The following is a 17,505-nucleotide window of genomic DNA, read 5'->3' as shown; positions in this document are numbered from 1 at the left end:
TTGCTCGTCGTCGTCGAAAGATGGCCGCGGGGAGTAAAGATCGATTACGACAACGATAGCGATTACGACAGCGAGGTCTCCTCGAAAATCTTTACAGCGGGAGAGTGCGAAATGCGCTCTCCCGTTTTTTATGCCAGCTAAGGAAACGCCATGAAACTCTCTGAATACACCCTCACCAGCCGTTGCGGCGCGACTGATTGAGACTTTTCCGGACTGATTCCTCCTCTCTGATTCCGAAATTGACTGTTCGGCGGGAATCCTTTTGCTTGCTCGCTATTTTTTCCAATGTCCGACCAACCAATCATACTCGCGACGCGGCGTAGCCCGCTAGCGCTTTGCCAAGCACACTTGGCCAAGGCGCACGTGGAAAACGTCTTTGCCGGCGCGACTGCGGAACTGAAGGAATTCGTCACCACCGGCGATAAGAAGACCTCGTGGTCGCTCGAAGATAAGGGCGGCAAGGGCCTTTTTACCAAGGAACTGGAAGACGCATTGCTCAACGGTGAGGCCGATCTGGCCGTCCACTCCGCCAAGGATCTGCCGACTGAAATGCCGGAGGGCTTGGCGCTGGCCGCCTACCTGCCGCGTGAGCAAACCAACGACGTGCTGATCGTCAAAGAGGGCGTGGAGAAGCCGTGCAAGATTGCCACTAGCAGCCCGCGTCGTCGCCTGCAACTGAAGCAGATTTTTCCGTGCGCGGTGTGGAGCGAGATTCGCGGCAATGTCGATACCCGACTGCGTAAGATTGCCAGTGGTCAGGCCGATGCCACGGTCCTGGCGGCTGCTGGACTACGCCGCCTAGGCATCGACTCCTTTGAGGGCGTGGTCTTCAAGCCAATGACTTTTGAAGAGATTGTGCCGGCCGTTGGGCAGGGCGCGATCGCGCTGCAATGCCGCGTAGGGGATGTTGAAAAATTTGCCGCACTGAGCTGCCCGGAGACCCAGAAGGCCGTCGAGCTGGAGCGCAAGTTCCTGGCCGCGATGGGCGGCGGCTGCCACACCGCGACCGCCGGCCACGTAAGCGATGGCAAGCTGCTGACCTTCCACGAGGAGACCGGCCGCCAGGATTTCGACCTGCCGCATGAAGGCCAGGACGTCGATGAGTGGCTCGCAGAGGTCGTCGGGAAGGTCGTTGGCGAGTAGGGGTTGCCAGCGGGGCGAACGGTTCTCTCACGAAGGCACGAAGACACAAAGGCCAGCAAAACGATGAATGAAGAGGCGATAGGGAAAGAAGTGGTGGATGCTGCGATCAAGCTTCACCGGGATCTTGGACCAGGCTTGTTGGAAAGTGTTTATGAAGCGATTTTGGCTCGTGAATTGGAAAAGCGGGGGCTTCAGGTTAAGCGTCAGGTTCCCATTCAAATCCAATACGGTGGCGAGTTTTTTGAAGAAGGCTTTCGGGCAGATATCATCATTGAGGATCTCGTTATTCTTGAGCTGAAGTCCGTTGAGCGAGTTACCCCTGTGCATAAGAAACAACTGCTGACCTATCTAAAACTCACCGAGCTCAAACTGGGGTATCTTTTGAATTTTGGGGAGGAGCTCATGAAAAACGGCATAACTCGAACGCTGAATGGTTATCTATAAAAACCTTTGTGCCTTCGTGCCTTTGTGAGAGGATCTTTGCTTAGCTTGCTTTCATTTTAACTATGTCGACGCCAGGAACAGTTTATCTTGTCGGGGCGGGGCCGGGTGATCCCGGGCTCGTGACCGTGCGCGCCAAAGAACTCATCGAACGCTGTGATGCGCTGGTGTATGACTACCTCGCCAATCCCGAGCTGCTCAAGTGGACCAAGGTTGGTTGCGAGAAGATTTACGTGGGCAAGCGGAGTGGTTTTCACGCGATTCCTCAGGACGAGATCGAGCAAATCCTGCTCAAGCGCGCCAAGCAAGGCGACATGGTGGTCCGGCTCAAGGGTGGTGATCCGTTTGTGTTCGGGCGTGGCGGCGAAGAAGCCGAAACGCTCGTTAAGGACGGCATCAGCTATGAGATTGTGCCTGGGGTGACCGCAGCGCTCGCCTCGGCGGCCTACGCAGGGATCCCGCTGACCCACCGCGAATACAGCTCGTCGGTCGCGTTCCTGACTGGCCATGAGGACCCCGAAAAACACGAGATGCATGTGCGTTTTGAGGAGTTTGCCAAAGTCGGCGGCACGCTGTGCATTTATATGGGTATGGGCCACCTCGGCGAAATCGTTGACCGTCTCGTCGTGGCTGGCTTGGCGAAGGATACGCCGGTGGCTATCGTCCAGTGGGCGACCACGCCGCGTCAGCGCAGCTTGGTGTCCACGCTGGAAAACGTCGTGGCGGCCAAGGACGAAGCCGGGCTCAGTTCGCCGGCCGTGGTGGTCGTTGGCTCCGTGGCAACGCTCAGCGATAAAATCGGCTGGTTCGAAAAGCGCACGTTGTTTGGCAAACGCGTGGTCGTGACCCGCAGTCGCGAGCAGGCGAGTGATTTGTCAGCCGCGTTGATTGGCCTGGGTGCCGAGGTGTTGGAACTGCCGCTGATTGATATTTCCGAAGACGAGGAATCGACCGGGGAGGACATCTGGCCGTCGCTCGGCAGCTATCGCTGGATCGTTTTCACCAGCCCGAACGGCGTGAAGTTTTTCTTCGAGAAATTCCACCGTCAGTTCAACGACCTCCGCTACTTTGGCGGCATGCGCATCGCGTGCATCGGGGAGACGACCGCCAAGGCCGTCCGCGAGCAGCGCCTGGCCGTGGACTTGATTCCCGAAGAAGCCGTGGCGGAAAATGTGGCCGAGGAGCTTCTTCGCGCCGAGACGCTGGAAAACGAAACCGTGCTTGTCGTCACCGGCAACCGCAACCGCGACGTGCTGGTGGAGAAGCTCGAAGAGGGCCAAGCGATTGTCGACACGTTCCCGGTTTACCGGACGGAGCTGACGAACCTCGATGAGCATCCCGCGGCGGTGCGTTTCCGTGAGGTCGGGGCCGATGCGATTACCTTTGCGAGCTCCAGCGCGGTGGATGGTTTTGTGCAGCAGGCGAAGAATCTCCAGCCCGGCCCGGATGCCCGGCGCCCCAAGGGGGTGGCCATTGGACCGAAGACGGCCGAGCGTATGCGCACGATTGGGCTGCCGGTGGACCGTTTGTCCAAGGAGGCCTCAATCGCGGGGCTGGTTGCGGCGGTGCGTTCGCTCTGGGACGAGTAGTTTTTCCGTGCTGAGGTGATAAATACAGGCATTGCGGCGCATTTCTTGGAACTACAGCCAGTTGAACCTTGACCAATTACCCCCGATGAACGCAAATTTTTCCGTGCCTTCTGCAACCACTCATTCTCCTCGCGCCGGCGGCTATGTCGGCCTTTTTGTCCGCATATTGATTGCCTTTGCGCTGCTTTGGGCAGTCTTCGGATTAGCCGGTTGTGAAAGCAGTGGCGGGTCGAGCAAGCGCTCGTCGGCTGAGCAGATTGGCGCGTCTCCCAACCTTTTGCGCGTGGGCGTTTCGCCGGACATGCCACCCTTTGTCTTCAGTCAAGGCGGGCAACTGACCGGACTGGAAATTGATTTTGCCAAGCAGTTGGGCAAGGACATGGGGCGCGAAGTCCGCTTTGTGGAGATGGATTGGGAAGACCTGATCCCGGCTTTGCAGGAGAACAAAATCGACATCCTGATGGCTGGCATGAGCTACACGCCGGAGCGCAATGCCATTATTTCCATGACTACGCCTTACATGACCAGCGGGCAGATGGCTTTGGTGCTCCGAAAAAATTACCAAAAGTATGTCTTGCCGGGGCAAATCGGGAATACGAAGGCCAAGGTGGGTGCCGAGGCTGGCACGACGGGCGAGTTCATGGTCCAGTCCAGTTTTGAGAATGCCACACTAGTCACCTACGACTCGGCGGAAGCCGGTGCCAAGGCTGTGGCCGCAGGTGATGTGGACTTATTTATTCATGATGCGCCAACGATTTATTGGTTGGCGGGCACGTATCAAAATCGCGGGGTGACCCCGGCTCGTCCGGTGCTCGCGGTGGACCAGATGGTCTGGGGCGTCAACCGTGAGAATACAGAATTGCTACAGGCGGTGAACGCTCAGGTAGTCGCCTGGTCGGCCAATGGTGAATTGAATCGTATCGTGCGTCGGTGGGTGGGCATGTAGCCGCAGCCCTTTGTGGGCCTGCCACATCTCATTACTCCGCCGACAGGAGTAAATACAAGTTGAAGAGGCCAATAAACAAGCCAATGGCAATTAAGATGTAGGTCATTGGCCAGGGGCGCTTTTGGGCATTCGCTGAATCTAATTCGGGTGATTTCGGTGCGTCAGGCATGTTTGGCTAGGGAAATGCTCGGGTAATCCTCCCAAGCGTCGCTTGTGTTAAATGTATTTGTCAAATGGGTTAAATCTGATAAGGATTTTACCTTTGGATAATGAGTAATATCACCCCGTCAATGACCGATAACTTAGCCAAGGTCATGCCTTGGCCGTACGCTCTGTGTGATCGTAAGGGCTACATCGTACATTGCAATGAGGTTTTTATGCGGCTGATTGGGGCCGATGGGGGTAAGGATAACGGCCTGAATTTATCGAAACATATGTCTACGATTCAGGCTGGATACGAGCTGGATGACTTACTGGCCACTACGGATTCGCAAGCTTGGCATGGTAAACTGCGCATAGCTGGCTCACATAACCTCGTGCTCGAAGCCTTGCTTCAGGCCGACCCCGACTCTTCGGATAACCTATGGCTCATCATTATGGAGAATCCGGTCGTCAATGATCAGATGATCCTTAATCCACGTAGCGAGCTGCGGTTGTTACAGATCCTAATGGATCACACCCTCGACTACGTTTACTTTACGGATATTCAGGGCCGTTTTGTCATTACTAACCGTGCCTTTCAGCGCGCCCTGGAGACACAGTTTCCTGGCCAGGAGGTTGGCAAGTCCATTCGGGACTTTGTGACCCGCGAGACTGCGCGCTGGGTTAGTGAGACGGATCAAGACGTCCTGACTACACTCAAGCCGATCGTCAACCATGTAGGGCTATTTCAGATTCGCAATGGGGGCGCCCATTGGCTGCAGACTACCAAGATGCCGGTCTTTGACCACAATCGACTGTGCATTGGCCTCGTTTCGGTGAGCCGTGATATATCTGAAGCGCGGCAGACGGAAAACCGCCTGCGTAAGGCAATTGATCGCGCAGAGCAGGCGAATCAGGCCAAGAGCGACTTCCTGGCGAATATGAGCCACGAAATTCGTACGCCGATCAATGGCATCATCGGTATGAGCGAACTCTGCCTGGAGAGTAATTTATCACCCGACCAAGAGCGCTACTTGCAGACGGTCCTTAGTTGTAGCAATACACTGCTTGCACTGGTCAATGACATCCTCGATTTCTCCAAAATCGAGGCCGGTCAATTGGAGCTGGAAAACATCGATTTCGACTTGCGCGAAGCTGTCGAGGACACTGTGGATCAGTTTGTCTCGCTTGCACGTGACCGTGGCTTGGAGCTTGCGGTAAAGATCGACCCAGTGCTGCCAACGGTCGTTTCCGGAGACCCAATTCGTTTCCGTCAGGTGTTGAACAATCTCGTGAGTAACGCCATCAAGTTCACTGAGGACGGCGAGGTGATTGTCAGCGTGCGCAAGCTCTCTGCCAATGTGGACACGATGCGCATTCAACTAGAGGTGAGGGATACTGGCATTGGTATTTGCGAGGCGCGGTTGGAGCACGTTTTCGACACCTTCACACAAGGTGATTCGTCGACTACGCGTAAGTATGGAGGCACCGGTCTGGGGCTCTCCATTTCGCGGAAATTGGCCCGCATGATGGGCGGAGATGTAACCGTGCACAGTGAGTTGGGCAAGGGGGCGACCTTTACCGTAGAGCTGGATGTCGGCTGCGTGAGTAGCGAAATCGAAAGCGAAATGCTCAGTTTGGAGGAGCTCTCTGGCTGCCGCGTTCTCATTGTAGATGACAATTTGACGAACCGGCAGATTCTGGAGGAAGTTTGCCGCCATTGGGGTTTACTGCCGAGCACCTGTGATGACGGCGTCAAGGCGATCTCTCGCATGGAGCGGGCAATTGCAGACGGCACGCCATTTCAGCTGCTCTTGCTGGATCAGCAGATGCCGGGACTCAGTGGCACAGATGTGGCCTCACTCGTAAATAGCCGTGCGCGTTTGCGGGAGATCAAAATGATCATTCTCACCTCTGCTATCACCACGGAGGAGCGCCAACGCGGGCGCACGATGGGCATTAGCCGATTCCTCACCAAGCCAGTGAAGCAGAATGATTTGCGCGAAGCGGTGCTGGATGTGTTTGGGCTCACGCCCGAGGGTAGTCGCCCGCCCGTCCGAGGGAAAACCCGCCCCTCGCTGAGCCTGCCTACCGGCGACCAGATGCCCAGTCTCCGCATCCTGCTTGTGGAAGACAACTTGATCAATCAGGAGGTGGCCATGCAGCGGTTGACTAAGCTCGGGCACGAAGTCACTGTCGCCAGCGATGGTGAAGAAGCCGTGGAGTCTTTTCAGTCGCTGGTGTTCGACCTTATTTTAATGGATGTGCAAATGCCCAAGATGGACGGCTTGGAGGCTACTCGCCGCATCCGTGACATAGAGGCTAATTTGCAAAGTCATACGCCGATCATTGCCATGACCGCCCGCGCCATGCGCGGAGACGAACAGGTTTGCCTCGATGCCGGTATGGACGGCTACCTGACGAAGCCATTTCGCGCCTCAAAGATGCGGGATGTGCTCGAAGGCGTGCTCGTGCGCATTGAGCAAGAGGCCCGTGTTACCGTTAGCGGACCTGAGTATAGCCCTGAGATGATTGCTGCTGAGCTGGATGAGGAGGACTTTGAAGACATGCTCTTGGCTGCGCGTATGTTTAATGAAAATTGGGACGCCGAATTTAAAGATTACAACCAGTCGACCGGCCCCCACGACTATATGGCGCTCCAGCACTATGCCCATTCGCTGAAGGGGGCGGCGGGTTTGTTGCGCGCTATACGCCTGAGCCAGTGCGCCGTTTGTTTGGAAGATGCTGCGAAGCGCCGCGACGCCGATGCAGTTGCTGAGGCCTTGGAGCAAATGGCGAGAGAAGGCGGGCGAATTCGTCAAGCTTTGGAATCGTTCCTGCTTGATAACTAGGGGAGCTTGCAAAATTTCGCTGTCTCGCCATGCCTGTGGCCGAGGCTTGATCTTGGTGTCGAAGCACGTAAGTTTAGGCATTCCCTTTCATTTTGAATATGGCTACCACGAGTCCTTTCACCGAGACCGATACGGAGACTTCCGTTGCGACAGCTTTGCCGTGGAATGTGGTCGTGCTCAACGACCCGGTGAATCTGATGAGCTACGTGGTACTGGTCTTCCGCCGTGTGCTTGGCTTTGACGATGACAAGGCGCGCAAGCACATGCTGGAGGTCCACGAGCAGGGCCGTTCCATCGTCTGGTCTGGTGACCGTGAAATGGCCGAAACCTACGTCCATGAGCTGCACAAGTGGCAGCTAAACGCAAAGCTGGAGCAGGATGCCTAAGCTCGCCATTAAGATCAGCCCGTTCTACATCCAGGCGCTGCTGGACGTGGTGGAGCCCATTGAAAAACGGTTCCGCCTGCAACTGGCCGTCAACATGGATGGCGCGCCTGACGACGACGAGATTTTGCTCGAAGCCTGGCGCGACAGCCTGCTTGACCAGCTTCGCGAAGACTCGAGCTACCTGATCGAGCTGCTCAACCAGCTCTTGCCCGAGCACCCGGTAGAGCTGAGTGAGGAAGATGCCGAGAGCGCCCTGCGCGCAGCGTCAGCTGTCCGCCTGAAAATCCGCGAAGCCTTCCTGTCTCGCTTCACCGAATATGACTTGGAGCGCGACTTGGTGGAGCCGGCGAATCTCGGCCCCGAGGAGCAGAAACCGTATATTTGCTACACCTTCCTGGCCCGCTTCCAGGAGATGCTCATCGTGCAGCTCATGCCCGAGTTTTACGACTTCGACGACATGATGGACGACGAGGAGGACGACTGAGAACTGGCTTGCGCGCGGCGGTGGATGATTTAACCCTGCTTGACGATGGCTACTCAAGAATCACGGACAGTTTCGATCGGCTTGATTCAAATGGCGATGGTTGCCGAGCCGGCGGCCAATGTGGCGCAGGCCGAGGGCCTCGTTCGCGAGGCGGCCGCGCAGGACGCCCAGGTGATCTGTCTGCCGGAGATGTTCAACACGCTCTACTTCTGCATCACGCAGGACACCGAGCAGTTCGACCTCGCAGAGCCCATCCCCGGCCCCTGTGTCGAGGCGATGCAGGCCCTGGCCAAGGAGCTGGGCGTGGTCATTATCGTGCCGACTTTTGAGCGCCGCGCGCCGGGGCTTTACCATAACACCGCCGCCATCATCGACACGGACGGCTCGCTGTTGGGCAAGTATCGCAAGATGCACATCCCGCAGGACCCGGGCTTCGAGGAGAAATTTTACTTTACGCCCGGCGACCTCGGTTTCCAGGTGTGGGACACCCAGTTCGGTCGCCTCGGCGTGTGCATTTGCTGGGACCAGTGGTATCCCGAGGCCGCCCGCCTCACAGCGCTGAAAGGCGCGGACATCCTATTCTACCCGACGGCCATTGGCTGGCTGCCCGAAGAAAAACCCGCGCTTGGTGACGCCCAACACAACGCCTGGGAAACCGTCCAGCGCGGCCATGCCGTGGCTAACGGTTGCCATGTGGTCGCAGTCAATCGCGTGGGCACAGAGGGCGACACGGAGTTCTGGGGCCGCAGCTTTGTCAGCGATTACTACGGCCAGCTGAAGCACCGCATGGAGCAGGAAACCGGCGTCGCCATCGTCGAGTGCGACCTCAAGGCGCAGGAAGACTTCCGCCGCATCTGGCCCTTCTTCCGTGACCGCCGAATCGACGCCTACGACGGCTTGACCAAGCGTTTCATCGACTGATTTTTAACTACGAATTTCGCGAATGAACGCGAATCCAGCGTGGCGAGTTTGAATTAACTACAGATAGCGCAGATGGACGCAGATCTGGTAATGCGCTTTCTCGTATAAAAATCATCTGCGCTTATCTGTACCATTGCTACGTCATCTCCACTTCGTTCCGTCGTAGTTAAAAAAGCGTATCCAGCGATTCGCATCCATTCGTGAGATTGGTAGTTTAAAAAATGTTCGCGTTCAATCGCGTGAGCCGTACTTAAATCCCAGCATGAAAACCCTTCGTCGCATGCCCGCTGAGTGGGAACCCCAAGCCGCGCTTTGGCTCTCCTGGCCGGTGTCGACGCATATTTGGCCACAGAAGAACGAAGCAGTGGCCGAGAAATTCGCCGAAATTGCGTCGATTGCCAGCCGCTATCAGCGGGTGAACATCAATGCTGATGAGGAAGCGCACGTTTTTATCCGCAATCACCTGCGGCACGCGGGCGCGCTCTGGGAAAATGTCTACCTCTACGAACATCCGACCAACGATGTGTGGTGCCGCGATCATGGTCCGATCTTCGTAAAGGAGGGCGACCAGGTGCGTGTGACGAATTGGACGTTCAACGCCTGGGGCGGCAAGTTTGAGCCGTGGGATCTGGACAACGCCGCGCCGCCGCTCATGGCCGCGTCGCAGAATTTGCCCCGCGATGACTACGATTTGGTCCTCGAGGGCGGTGCTATCGAGGTCAACGGAGCTGGCGTCATGCTGACGACCGAGCCCGTGCTCCTGAACCCGAACCGCAATATGGGCACGACTCGCGCGGACTACGAGCGTGTGTTTAAGGAAGCCCTCGGCGTGACGGAGGTTGTCTGGCTACCGGCGGAGCTCCCCAACGACGACACCGATGGCCACATTGATAACCTCGCGCGCTTCTTCGCTGAAGACTCGGTGCTGTGCGTATCCACGGGCCGCGTTCCTGCGCTCAAGGAGAACCACGAGATTTTGAAGAGCCGCTTCCGCGAAGTCGTGGAGCTGCCGTTGCCTGACCCGGTGCTCAACAGCGTGGGCGAAGAATTGCCCGCGAGCTACGCCAACTACGTGCTGCTCAATGGCGCGGTGCTGGCCCCGGTCTTTGGCCAAAAGATTCCGGACGAGTGGTCCCTGGGCGCGCTGAAGGAGTGCTTCCCGGGCCGCGAAGTCGTGCCGATCGATTGCCGCCTGCTCTTGGAAGAAGGCGGTGCGCTGCATTGCATTTCAGTGAACCAGCCAGTCTAGTAATAATGTAGCCCGCTGACGTAGTCCATGAGGACTTCGTTGAGCTGTTGGTAATATTCCAGCTCTTGTTTCAGGTAGTAAGAGCGGATGTCGCGTTCAACCTCTCTGTGGCGGGCTTCAAGGCCGCTAATTACGCTGCGCTTGAGCTGTTCCAGCGCACGGTTTTCTCCGCCGCTGCCGACTTCGCCGCGCTCGCGGCGACGGTGGTAATCCTCCAGCATATAGTTGACCTCTCGGGTCGAACTGCTGGGGCGAACGATGCGGTTGCCGTTGGCCACGCCGTTGGCGATGGTGATCACGCCTTCCAGAAAATCTTCGTAGGAGTTGAGTTTCTCGGCCTCCTGTTGGAGCATGTGCAGGCTGACTTTGTCCCACTCGGTAACGTTGTCGATGCGTTCAGCAAAGCGGCGGCGCTCCTTTTGTTTCTTCTTGCCGCTTACGTATTCTTTGGGGTCGGTGTCGGCCTCGGGTTTTTCGTATTCGATGTAGTAGGTGGCTAGCCCGATGACGCAACCGGAGTCGTGGTGGACGACTGGGCTGCCGCTGTTGCCCTCCACGAAGGGGGCGTCGATTTCCACGCGCGCCGGGCCTACGCCATTGACCTTGCCAGTGAGTTGAGTGACGACAGAGGCACCGCGCTCGTTGCCAAACACGGTGACGGCCTCGCCGATGTCTACCTCGCTGTATTCGGTGAGCGGTTCGAGGAAATCACCGTCAAAATTGATTGGGAAAATGGCCAGGTCGCGGTCCTTGGCAACGAAGAAGTAGCGGGGCAGGGTGATCTCCGTGCCGCGGGTGGTCTTGGCGGACAGGCGGATAGCTCCCGTGATGACGTGGGAGTTGGTCACGAGGAATTTACGTTCTTTCATTTCCAGCAGAAAGCCAGAACCGACTCCATCATCGCCTTCAATGATGGCGATTGCGTCGTAGGAAATTTTGGGCACATCGTCTTGAGCGGCTGTTGCGGGTGTGTCGGCTGACTTATTTTCGGGCTTTGTTTCAGCCTTGGGTTCGGGGGGCAAGACGATGCCGGTCGTTTGCTTGCGACGTTCCTGAATGATGCTGGCGGTGCGAGCCGGCGATATCTTCGAGGTCAGCACTTGCCCTTTGTATTTTAGTTCGGCCTCGATGGCGGTTAGGTAAATTTTCTCAGGCACTGACTCGCCTTTAGGAATGCGAAAAGGAGTGCCGGAAAGTCGCACCCAGTTGTAGGGGGGAGAAGTGCTGATTTGCTTAGATGTGGAGGCTTCAAGTTTAGCTTTGGGCTTCACTGGCCCAGATTTAGTTTTGGGTGACTTTTGATTGAAGCTGCTAATGTCGTATTGCTTTTGGTCGTCGCTGTTCTTTAATTCAAAGCCGATGCGAAAGGCTGTGGTGACTAGTTGGATATCAGCTGGCAGGGTCATTGAGGAGTTGTTTTCTAATTCTATTTGGTAACTCCCAACTTGGCGGCCAGGTTCTAATTCACGTGATGAATCGTATTTGATGGAAAGAACTAACTCCCCCTTGGCAGTTATTTCGCCGAGGTACCATTCGATTACTTCTTGGCGACTTTCGTCAGTCAACTGACTGAGCTGTAGTGATTCCAGATCACCGGTTTCTAGATTGTAGAAGTGCACGGATTCGCCAGATATGCGGTCGATTGCCGCCTCCATGAAGTCTCCACTGTCCAAGTGGAGCTTGTCTGGTTTGGCTTTGGGTTCCGCCAATACAGGGATGGCGATGGCTAGGGAACAGATCAGAAAATATACGCGTCGCAAGATCATCAGTAATACAATTTAATTGTAGGCTGAGAGGATCAAGCCTTATTATGTAAAACTACGGTTGCACCAGTTGATGCACGTAGCGCAATTTCTCAAAAACTGCCGGTGGCAGGACAAACGGGTAAAGGTCAGGCTGGCCCATGCTCCGGTTCAGACTATTGACCGCGAACGTGATTGGCAGGCACGCGTTCGTTCACGTCCGTGTTATCGGCCTGGTCTGACCGGGCGCAAGGCGCCGCGATGTCCGCGGTCAAGCGCGTTTCGAGCTGCTGGGCCCGTTCGGCGTTGACGTTGCGGTCCTTGCTCACGTTGGCCCCCAGGTGTGTGCCATCGATGGCGACCGTGCCCTGCTTCAACAGTTTCAACTCGCACTCTAGAGATAACATGAAGTTGCCGGGTCCAGCACTTGCTCACCCGGCAACTTCATGTTATCTCTAGGCGAATGGTAAGCGTCGCCCTACCTTGAGCCAGATTGCTCAAACCCACTCCAATGGGGTGCGGCGCGGGGACGCGCCTGCGCTACCTACCTAAGAATCAAAAAACACTCACACCTAGCGCTTCCCGATCTTTCCGATCTTCCTGTTAAAAACATCGCACCTCGCCGCTCTCCGCACTCTCCGCGTCCTCCGCGGTTAAATCCACGCCCTGCTGGCAAACGTCAAAGCAGTTCGCGGTCGAGGAAGGACGTGGCGCCGTCGCTGGTCGCGATGATGTGGTCGAGCAAATTAACGCCCACAGCATCACAGGCGGCTTTGATGGCGTTGGTCAGGCGAAGGTCTTGCTGGCTGGGCTCAAGCTCGCCGGTCGGGTGGTTGTGGGCAATGACCACATACACAGCGTGACGCTGGAGCGCGGCGCGGGCGACTTTTTGCGGGTAAACCGTGGCGCGGTTGGCCAGCCCTTCTTCCAAGCGCTCGATGCCGTGACGCATGAGCTGGTAAGAATGGTCGAGGTAGGCGACTTCAAACACCTCGTGGCGCAGCTCGCCAAGACGGGCGCGAAAGAGATCAATCAACGCATCGACGCTGTCGAGCATGGGCTTTTCCTCCGCGCGTTGGTGGAGGTAGAGCAGCATGGTTTCCTTGATGATGCGCAGCGCAACGGGCGTCACCGAGCCGATGCCCTCGATCAGTTGCAACTCCTCCAGCGGAGCGTCGAGGATGCCCTTCAGCGAGCCATAGCGCGCGAGCAACGACTTCGCCAGCGGCTTTACATCGCGCCGCGGAATGCACAGCGTGAGCAGCAGCTCCACGGCCTCATGGTCGGCAAAGCTGCCTAAACCGCTGCGCATGAAGCGCTCACGCAGGCGGGCGCGGTGGCCGGAATGTGGAGACGCAGTGTCGCTCATCACGGGGTAACTTTGTGCAGAGGCCGACGCTCCTCAAGCGTCAATATCGGCAATTGCAATTTTGCCGACATCTGCTAGGTTGTCATTATGCGTTCGCTGGCAATCATTGCCCTTGGGCTACTGGGAGCCTCCCTCCACGCCGTGGAGGTGGGTGACACGCGTGCGTCCGTGATACAGGAGCTGGGTTCGCCCATTGGCGAGCTAGACCTCGGCGACCGCGAGCGCCTGATGTTTGCCGAAGGCGACGTAACCCTCGTCGATGGCAAGGTGACAACGTTTAGCCTCAAATCCGCCGCCGAGCTGGTTCGCCAGGAACAGGCCAAGGAGCAAATGACAGAATACTGGGCCGAGCGCCGCGCTGAAAATCTGGCCCAACGCCTCGACAAAGGCCGCATGTGGCTGGACTACCTGAAGCTGGAATCGACGCCCATCACTGAAAACGACGTCAAGGCCATCATCGCCCACTGGAACCAACTGCGCAAAGACTTTCCCGATACCGACATCGACGCCGAATACGACGCCACCATCGCCTTGGCCGAAGCCCGCGCCGACGAGATTAAGCAGCGCCGCGAGGAGCAAAAACTCGCCGAGCTGGAGCGCCGTGTGGCCGCCGCCGAACAACGCGCCGCCGCCGCCGAGCAGCAGGCGCAGCAGAGTCAGAATTACTTTCGTGTAGGCTACGACTACCCGCCGTATGCCTACTACCCGCAGCCGCGGACCGTGGTCGTCGTCACCGGAAATGGCGGCACGTGCACAACCACACCGCAACCAAGCCCGCCCGTCAACCAGCCGGGCTTGCAGGCCAATTACAGTTCGGGTAATTTCAGCGTGAGCTACAGTAGCGTGGGCAACCGGTACGCCCGCCCCTACTACCCGACGACGCCCATCGTCATCACCAACACGGGCAAGTAATCCGAAGCAGCCAAAAAATTGCGCGCACTGCTGCCGAAATCGCCCACGATGCATCGCAGGGCGTAGATTTTACGTGTGTAAATCGTTGATGCCCAAAGCGAGTTAATAGTGAGAGCTACTCACTAATAAAATGCTCATGTGAGCACTTTTTATTTGCAATCAGGCGTGCTACGACTAGTGTTTAATTGATCACCTATTCGACTACCTACGTTTCCTCACTGCCGGAACGCGAAGCTTCAGCGAGTGTTTATGCTGCCCCTCAGAGTCGGCCCATCAAACGCAGCACTCGCTAAAGCTTCGCGCTCCCACCACTCCACCTTACACACCCTACCCACTTTACACACCCTACACACCCTACCCACCCATGAACCTCTCCATCCCCAAACATCCGCCTTAGCCAGCGCGACCGGGTATCCCAGTCGACGCCATGCGGGGGCATTCGCTCCGCGCGCGTTGCTGCGCCGCTTAAACGGGCCCATTCGCTGACTGCCTTGGTGACAGCAAGCAGTTAACCGACGCCCAATGTCTATGCGGTCCGCACTTCGCCCGACGGACTATGCCAGCCTGCCCAGCGCAGCGCCGACGTGTGAGTGACGTCCCACCGCCACTCCAGCCGGTGGCCCCTGAGCCGCCCGTGCCTTACCTGCGCCTCGTCCCGGCGAGCGGGCGGGTTTTATATTGTTCTTTGATAATGAAAAAAGCGGATTTACCCCCCCCCGCCCCCCTATGGAAGCCGAGAAGGCGAATTGGAGATGAAGCGGACGCTGGCCCACGCTAATACCTGCCTGCGCGATGCGTAGTTTTGCTAATTGAGCTTTGACCGTAACGCATGCGCGAACTAGGCAATCAGGCGTGAACGCCGACAATGCCATGCCGCAACTGCCCGTCGCCCTGCTCTTGGTCGACTGGCAATCCGTTTTCCTCAAAGTGATGCCCGACGGCCCTGCCGCCGCCAAGCGCGCGATCCTCGCCGCTGGCGCCGCACAGTTGCTCAACATGCCCATCGCCATTACTGAGCACGTGCCGGAAAAGCTGGGTGCCACAATGCCCGAAGTCCGCGCCGCCGCGCCGGAGGCCACGGTGTTTGGGAAGACCGCGTTTTCCGCCTTGGGCGCCGAGGGCATCATCCCGTGGCTCAAAGAGCGCAATGTGCAGCACCTGCTGCTCACCGGGCTGGAAACGCCGATCTGCATTTACCAGACTGCGGTCCAGGCTATGGCCGAGCAATTCGACGTGACCTTGCTGGCGGACGCCGTGGTCCAGCGTCGCAATGACGACCGCGCTGCCGCGCTCGACACCCTACGCCAAGCCGGCGCCCACATTTTGCCGGTTGAAACGGTGTTTTACTCGCTCTTTGGCGACTCCACGCACCCGCGCTTCCGCGAATTTACCCAGCTCGTCAAGGCGGCTGGTTAAGCCAAGCCGTTACGGAATCGAAGGCTCAGATAAAGATTCACAAGACCGGAGACTGATCTAAACTCCTCACCATGAAACAATTCTTCTCCTTGCTCGTCGCCCTGAGTCTATTAGCCACTGCCGCCCACGCGGCGGAGCCCCCTGCCTCGGTCAACCAGATGCTTAACACGCTGCTGATCTCGATCGAGAAAAACGACATCAAAAGCTTTCACTCGGTGTGCAATGAGACCATGACGCTCGCCATGAGCCCCGAGCTTCTGAGCAAGGTTTCAGCCCAGGTTGGCAAACCGCTGGCAGCCGGCTACACCAAGACCTATTGGGGCGACGTTAACCGCCCCGAAGGCATGATGGGCTACTACTGGAAGCTGCATTTCGAGAGCAAGCCCGACCACGATCTCGTCGCCGAGTTGTGGGTCGTCGACGGCAAGGTGGCTGGCTTTTATCTGCGTTAGCACGGCGAGCCGTTGCGGCCTAATCCACCACGCGACAAGGCAGCATTGCGGCGTCTTTCATGCCGTGGATGATCTTCTTGTCCGCCGGGCAGAAGGTCGCGAGGCAGGCCGAGAGCTTGGCTTGATCACCTTCCACAAAGAAGTAAGGCGTCAGGCGGATACGGCCTTCCATCTCGTAAACCGCCTCGCCGTCCTCGGAATAAACCGGGTGCTTCAAGCGGATCGGCTTTCGGTAGTCCTGCAAAATGTGAAGCGTCTCGTCGGCCAAGTCGACGGCCTCTTCGATTGCTTCCTGCCAGTCGGTCTTCGAGCTGTCGCTGCCCAAGGTAACGCTGCGCGCCCCCCAGGCCGTCTCGTGAAAGCCGCTGGCTTTGATGATTAAATTGCGCTCCTTCTGGCTGGCTTCGGCGAGCTGCTCCCATTCGCGGATCGGCTTGCCATCGACCCACGGTGCGTCGAGCACGGCGTTGGGTGGCAGCTCGACCGGATCGATAATCCACGAATGCGGCACGACTTTTTTTAGCGCCTTGTAAGAACGGCGCGGCAGGTTTTCGCGCCAGTAGTCGTCCAGCACCGGGTGATGCAGCAAGGCGAGATTGAGCTTCTCCTCCTGATAAGCCTTCATCGGCGGAGAGACGACCACGCCGCCGTCTTCGGCCACGCGCAAGATGTCTTGCGCGGTGGACACATTGCCCACATCGAAAAGCTCCCAAAAGCGGTAAATGATGTCCACGTCCTCCGGGTTGCCATTGACAGGGATGCACAGGCTGTCGCCCATCGGCATGAGGTCGTCCGGGTGGCGCGCGTAAACGCGCAGTCCCTGCTCACGCAAGCGCGCGGTGAGGTAGTCAAACTCCGGGCGATAAACCGCAGCTTCATCACTGACAATGACCGCGATGAGCGGGTTTTCCTTATCGGGCGTGGTCGCCGCGAGGCAACGATGCCAGTCGAGCTCCACTTGACCAACCCCGCCCACGATGTCGGGCGCAAAGGCCCGCTCGCTCATGCCGTAGAGACGGTTGAGGAACGCGGTGAGGCCGAGACCACCGGGCACGCTGTCCATCTCGGTCAGCGCAAAGCCGTCCTCGGTCTGGAGGAGGTCCGGGCGCAAAACCAGCGGCACAATGCCCTTAAAGCGCTTAAGCCGGGCGTGCTCCACGAGGCGACGCGGCTTGCCACGGTCGAGATAGCTGCACACCCAGGGCGCCGTCAGCTCTTTGTTGCGTAGTAGGTTTTTACCCTCGGCACAACGGCGGTATAGGTTGTCCAGAGCCAGGTAGAAATCCAGGCACGCCTGTCCGATCTGCTCAAGCGTCGCGATTTGCTTACGGGTGAGCCGCCACGGTTCGGGCGACAAACGCCAGGTCTTGTTCTCAAACAAAGGCTGCGCTGCGAGAGAGTCTTGGATTTGCTGATAGGATAACCCTGCCATGCCAGTTATCGAATCCGGTTCTTGCCGATG

At 57.6% G+C, this 17,505-nt stretch carries 17 protein-coding genes and 1 pseudogene; 12 read left to right on the top strand and 6 right to left on the bottom strand.

Features of this window, described 5'->3' with window-relative positions; genetic code table 11:
- Nucleotides 1-285: 285 nt before the first annotated feature.
- From hemC to RBB62_RS02350, 4 genes are all read left to right on the top strand, one after another.
- Nucleotides 286-1,143, top strand: a complete 858-nt coding sequence (gene hemC / locus RBB62_RS02365) for a hydroxymethylbilane synthase (RefSeq protein WP_309396632.1) — start codon at nt 286-288, stop codon at nt 1,141-1,143.
- 63 nt (nt 1,144-1,206) lie between these two features.
- Nucleotides 1,207-1,587, top strand: a complete 381-nt coding sequence (locus RBB62_RS02360; protein ID WP_309396630.1) for a GxxExxY protein — start codon at nt 1,207-1,209, stop codon at nt 1,585-1,587.
- A 62-nt stretch (nt 1,588-1,649) separates the two neighbouring features.
- On the top strand, nt 1,650-3,173 hold the full coding sequence (gene cobA / locus RBB62_RS02355) for a uroporphyrinogen-III C-methyltransferase (RefSeq protein ID WP_309396628.1): 1,524 nt from the start codon (nt 1,650-1,652) through the stop codon (nt 3,171-3,173).
- An 85-nt stretch (nt 3,174-3,258) separates the two neighbouring features.
- The gene (locus tag RBB62_RS02350; RefSeq protein WP_309396625.1) at nt 3,259-4,119 is read left to right on the top strand and encodes a substrate-binding periplasmic protein; all 861 of its coding nucleotides are present in this window, start codon (nt 3,259-3,261) and stop codon (nt 4,117-4,119) included.
- A gap of 31 nt (nt 4,120-4,150) precedes the next feature.
- Here the strand turns inward: RBB62_RS02350 and RBB62_RS02345 are convergent, their stop codons facing one another.
- Nucleotides 4,151-4,288, bottom strand: coding sequence for a hypothetical protein (locus tag RBB62_RS02345; protein ID WP_309396623.1), 138 nt, complete (start codon nt 4,286-4,288; stop codon nt 4,151-4,153).
- A gap of 265 nt (nt 4,289-4,553) precedes the next feature.
- Between RBB62_RS02345 and RBB62_RS02340 the strand changes: the two genes are divergently transcribed.
- From RBB62_RS02340 to RBB62_RS02320, 5 genes are all read left to right on the top strand, one after another.
- Complete coding sequence (locus RBB62_RS02340) at nt 4,554-7,112, top strand: response regulator (protein WP_309396621.1); 2,559 nt, start codon at nt 4,554-4,556, stop codon at nt 7,110-7,112.
- Nucleotides 7,113-7,210: 98 nt separating this feature from the next.
- Nucleotides 7,211-7,498 carry an ATP-dependent Clp protease adapter ClpS gene (clpS, locus tag RBB62_RS02335; protein WP_309396619.1) on the top strand — a complete coding sequence of 96 codons (288 nt, stop codon included), beginning with the start codon at nt 7,211-7,213 and terminating at the stop codon, nt 7,496-7,498.
- Nucleotides 7,491-7,982 carry a hypothetical protein gene (locus tag RBB62_RS02330; RefSeq protein WP_309396617.1) on the top strand — a complete coding sequence of 164 codons (492 nt, stop codon included), beginning with the start codon at nt 7,491-7,493 and terminating at the stop codon, nt 7,980-7,982. Before clpS ends, RBB62_RS02330 begins: the two co-directional genes overlap by 8 nt.
- A 45-nt stretch (nt 7,983-8,027) precedes the next feature.
- A complete protein-coding gene (locus RBB62_RS02325) occupies nt 8,028-8,903 on the top strand; it encodes a carbon-nitrogen hydrolase (protein ID WP_309396615.1) in 876 nt (291 codons plus the stop codon).
- 262 nt (nt 8,904-9,165) lie between these two features.
- Nucleotides 9,166-10,152, top strand: a complete 987-nt coding sequence (locus RBB62_RS02320; protein WP_309396613.1) for an agmatine deiminase family protein — start codon at nt 9,166-9,168, stop codon at nt 10,150-10,152.
- Here RBB62_RS02320 and RBB62_RS02315 read toward each other — a convergent pair.
- From RBB62_RS02315 to RBB62_RS02305, 4 genes and pseudogenes are all read right to left on the bottom strand, one after another.
- Entirely contained in the window at nt 10,149-11,861 is a 1,713-nt protein-coding gene (locus RBB62_RS02315) for a S1 family peptidase (protein WP_309396612.1), read from the bottom strand. The genes RBB62_RS02320 and RBB62_RS02315 overlap by 4 nt on opposite strands.
- A 109-nt stretch (nt 11,862-11,970) precedes the next feature.
- Nucleotides 11,971-12,096 (bottom strand): annotated as a pseudogene (locus RBB62_RS20185) (putative zinc-binding metallopeptidase); the annotation flags it as partial.
- The gene (locus tag RBB62_RS02310) at nt 12,071-12,301 is read right to left on the bottom strand and encodes a hypothetical protein (protein ID WP_309396610.1); all 231 of its coding nucleotides are present in this window, start codon (nt 12,299-12,301) and stop codon (nt 12,071-12,073) included. The pseudogene RBB62_RS20185 and the gene RBB62_RS02310, both read right to left, overlap by 26 nt.
- A gap of 272 nt (nt 12,302-12,573) precedes the next feature.
- The gene (locus RBB62_RS02305; protein WP_309396608.1) at nt 12,574-13,263 is read right to left on the bottom strand and encodes a JAB domain-containing protein; all 690 of its coding nucleotides are present in this window, start codon (nt 13,261-13,263) and stop codon (nt 12,574-12,576) included.
- Nucleotides 13,264-13,350: 87 nt separating this feature from the next.
- On the opposite strand from RBB62_RS02305, the gene RBB62_RS02300 reads away from it, so the two are divergent.
- From RBB62_RS02300 to RBB62_RS02290, 3 genes are all read left to right on the top strand, one after another.
- The gene (locus RBB62_RS02300; protein ID WP_309396606.1) at nt 13,351-14,175 is read left to right on the top strand and encodes a hypothetical protein; all 825 of its coding nucleotides are present in this window, start codon (nt 13,351-13,353) and stop codon (nt 14,173-14,175) included.
- 870 nt (nt 14,176-15,045) lie between these two features.
- A complete protein-coding gene (locus tag RBB62_RS02295) occupies nt 15,046-15,591 on the top strand; it encodes an isochorismatase family protein (RefSeq protein WP_309396604.1) in 546 nt (181 codons plus the stop codon).
- 71 nt (nt 15,592-15,662) lie between these two features.
- Nucleotides 15,663-16,043 (top strand): hypothetical protein, encoded by a 381-nt coding sequence (locus RBB62_RS02290; RefSeq protein ID WP_309396602.1) that lies wholly within the window; start codon nt 15,663-15,665, stop codon nt 16,041-16,043.
- Nucleotides 16,044-16,062: 19 nt separating this feature from the next.
- On the opposite strand, the gene RBB62_RS02285 is transcribed toward RBB62_RS02290, so the two are convergent.
- Nucleotides 16,063-17,475: a hypothetical protein gene (locus RBB62_RS02285; RefSeq protein ID WP_309396600.1), complete on the bottom strand. Its 1,413-nt coding sequence runs from the start codon at nt 17,473-17,475 to the stop codon at nt 16,063-16,065.
- Nucleotides 17,476-17,505: the final 30 nt, after the last annotated feature.

Source organism: Cerasicoccus maritimus (assembly GCA_031296935.1).
GTDB classification, from domain to species: Bacteria; Verrucomicrobiota; Verrucomicrobiia; order Opitutales; family Cerasicoccaceae; genus Cerasicoccus; species Cerasicoccus maritimus.
Note: the sequence above shows the minus strand (reverse complement) of the source record. Positions and strands in the feature narration are given on the sequence as shown.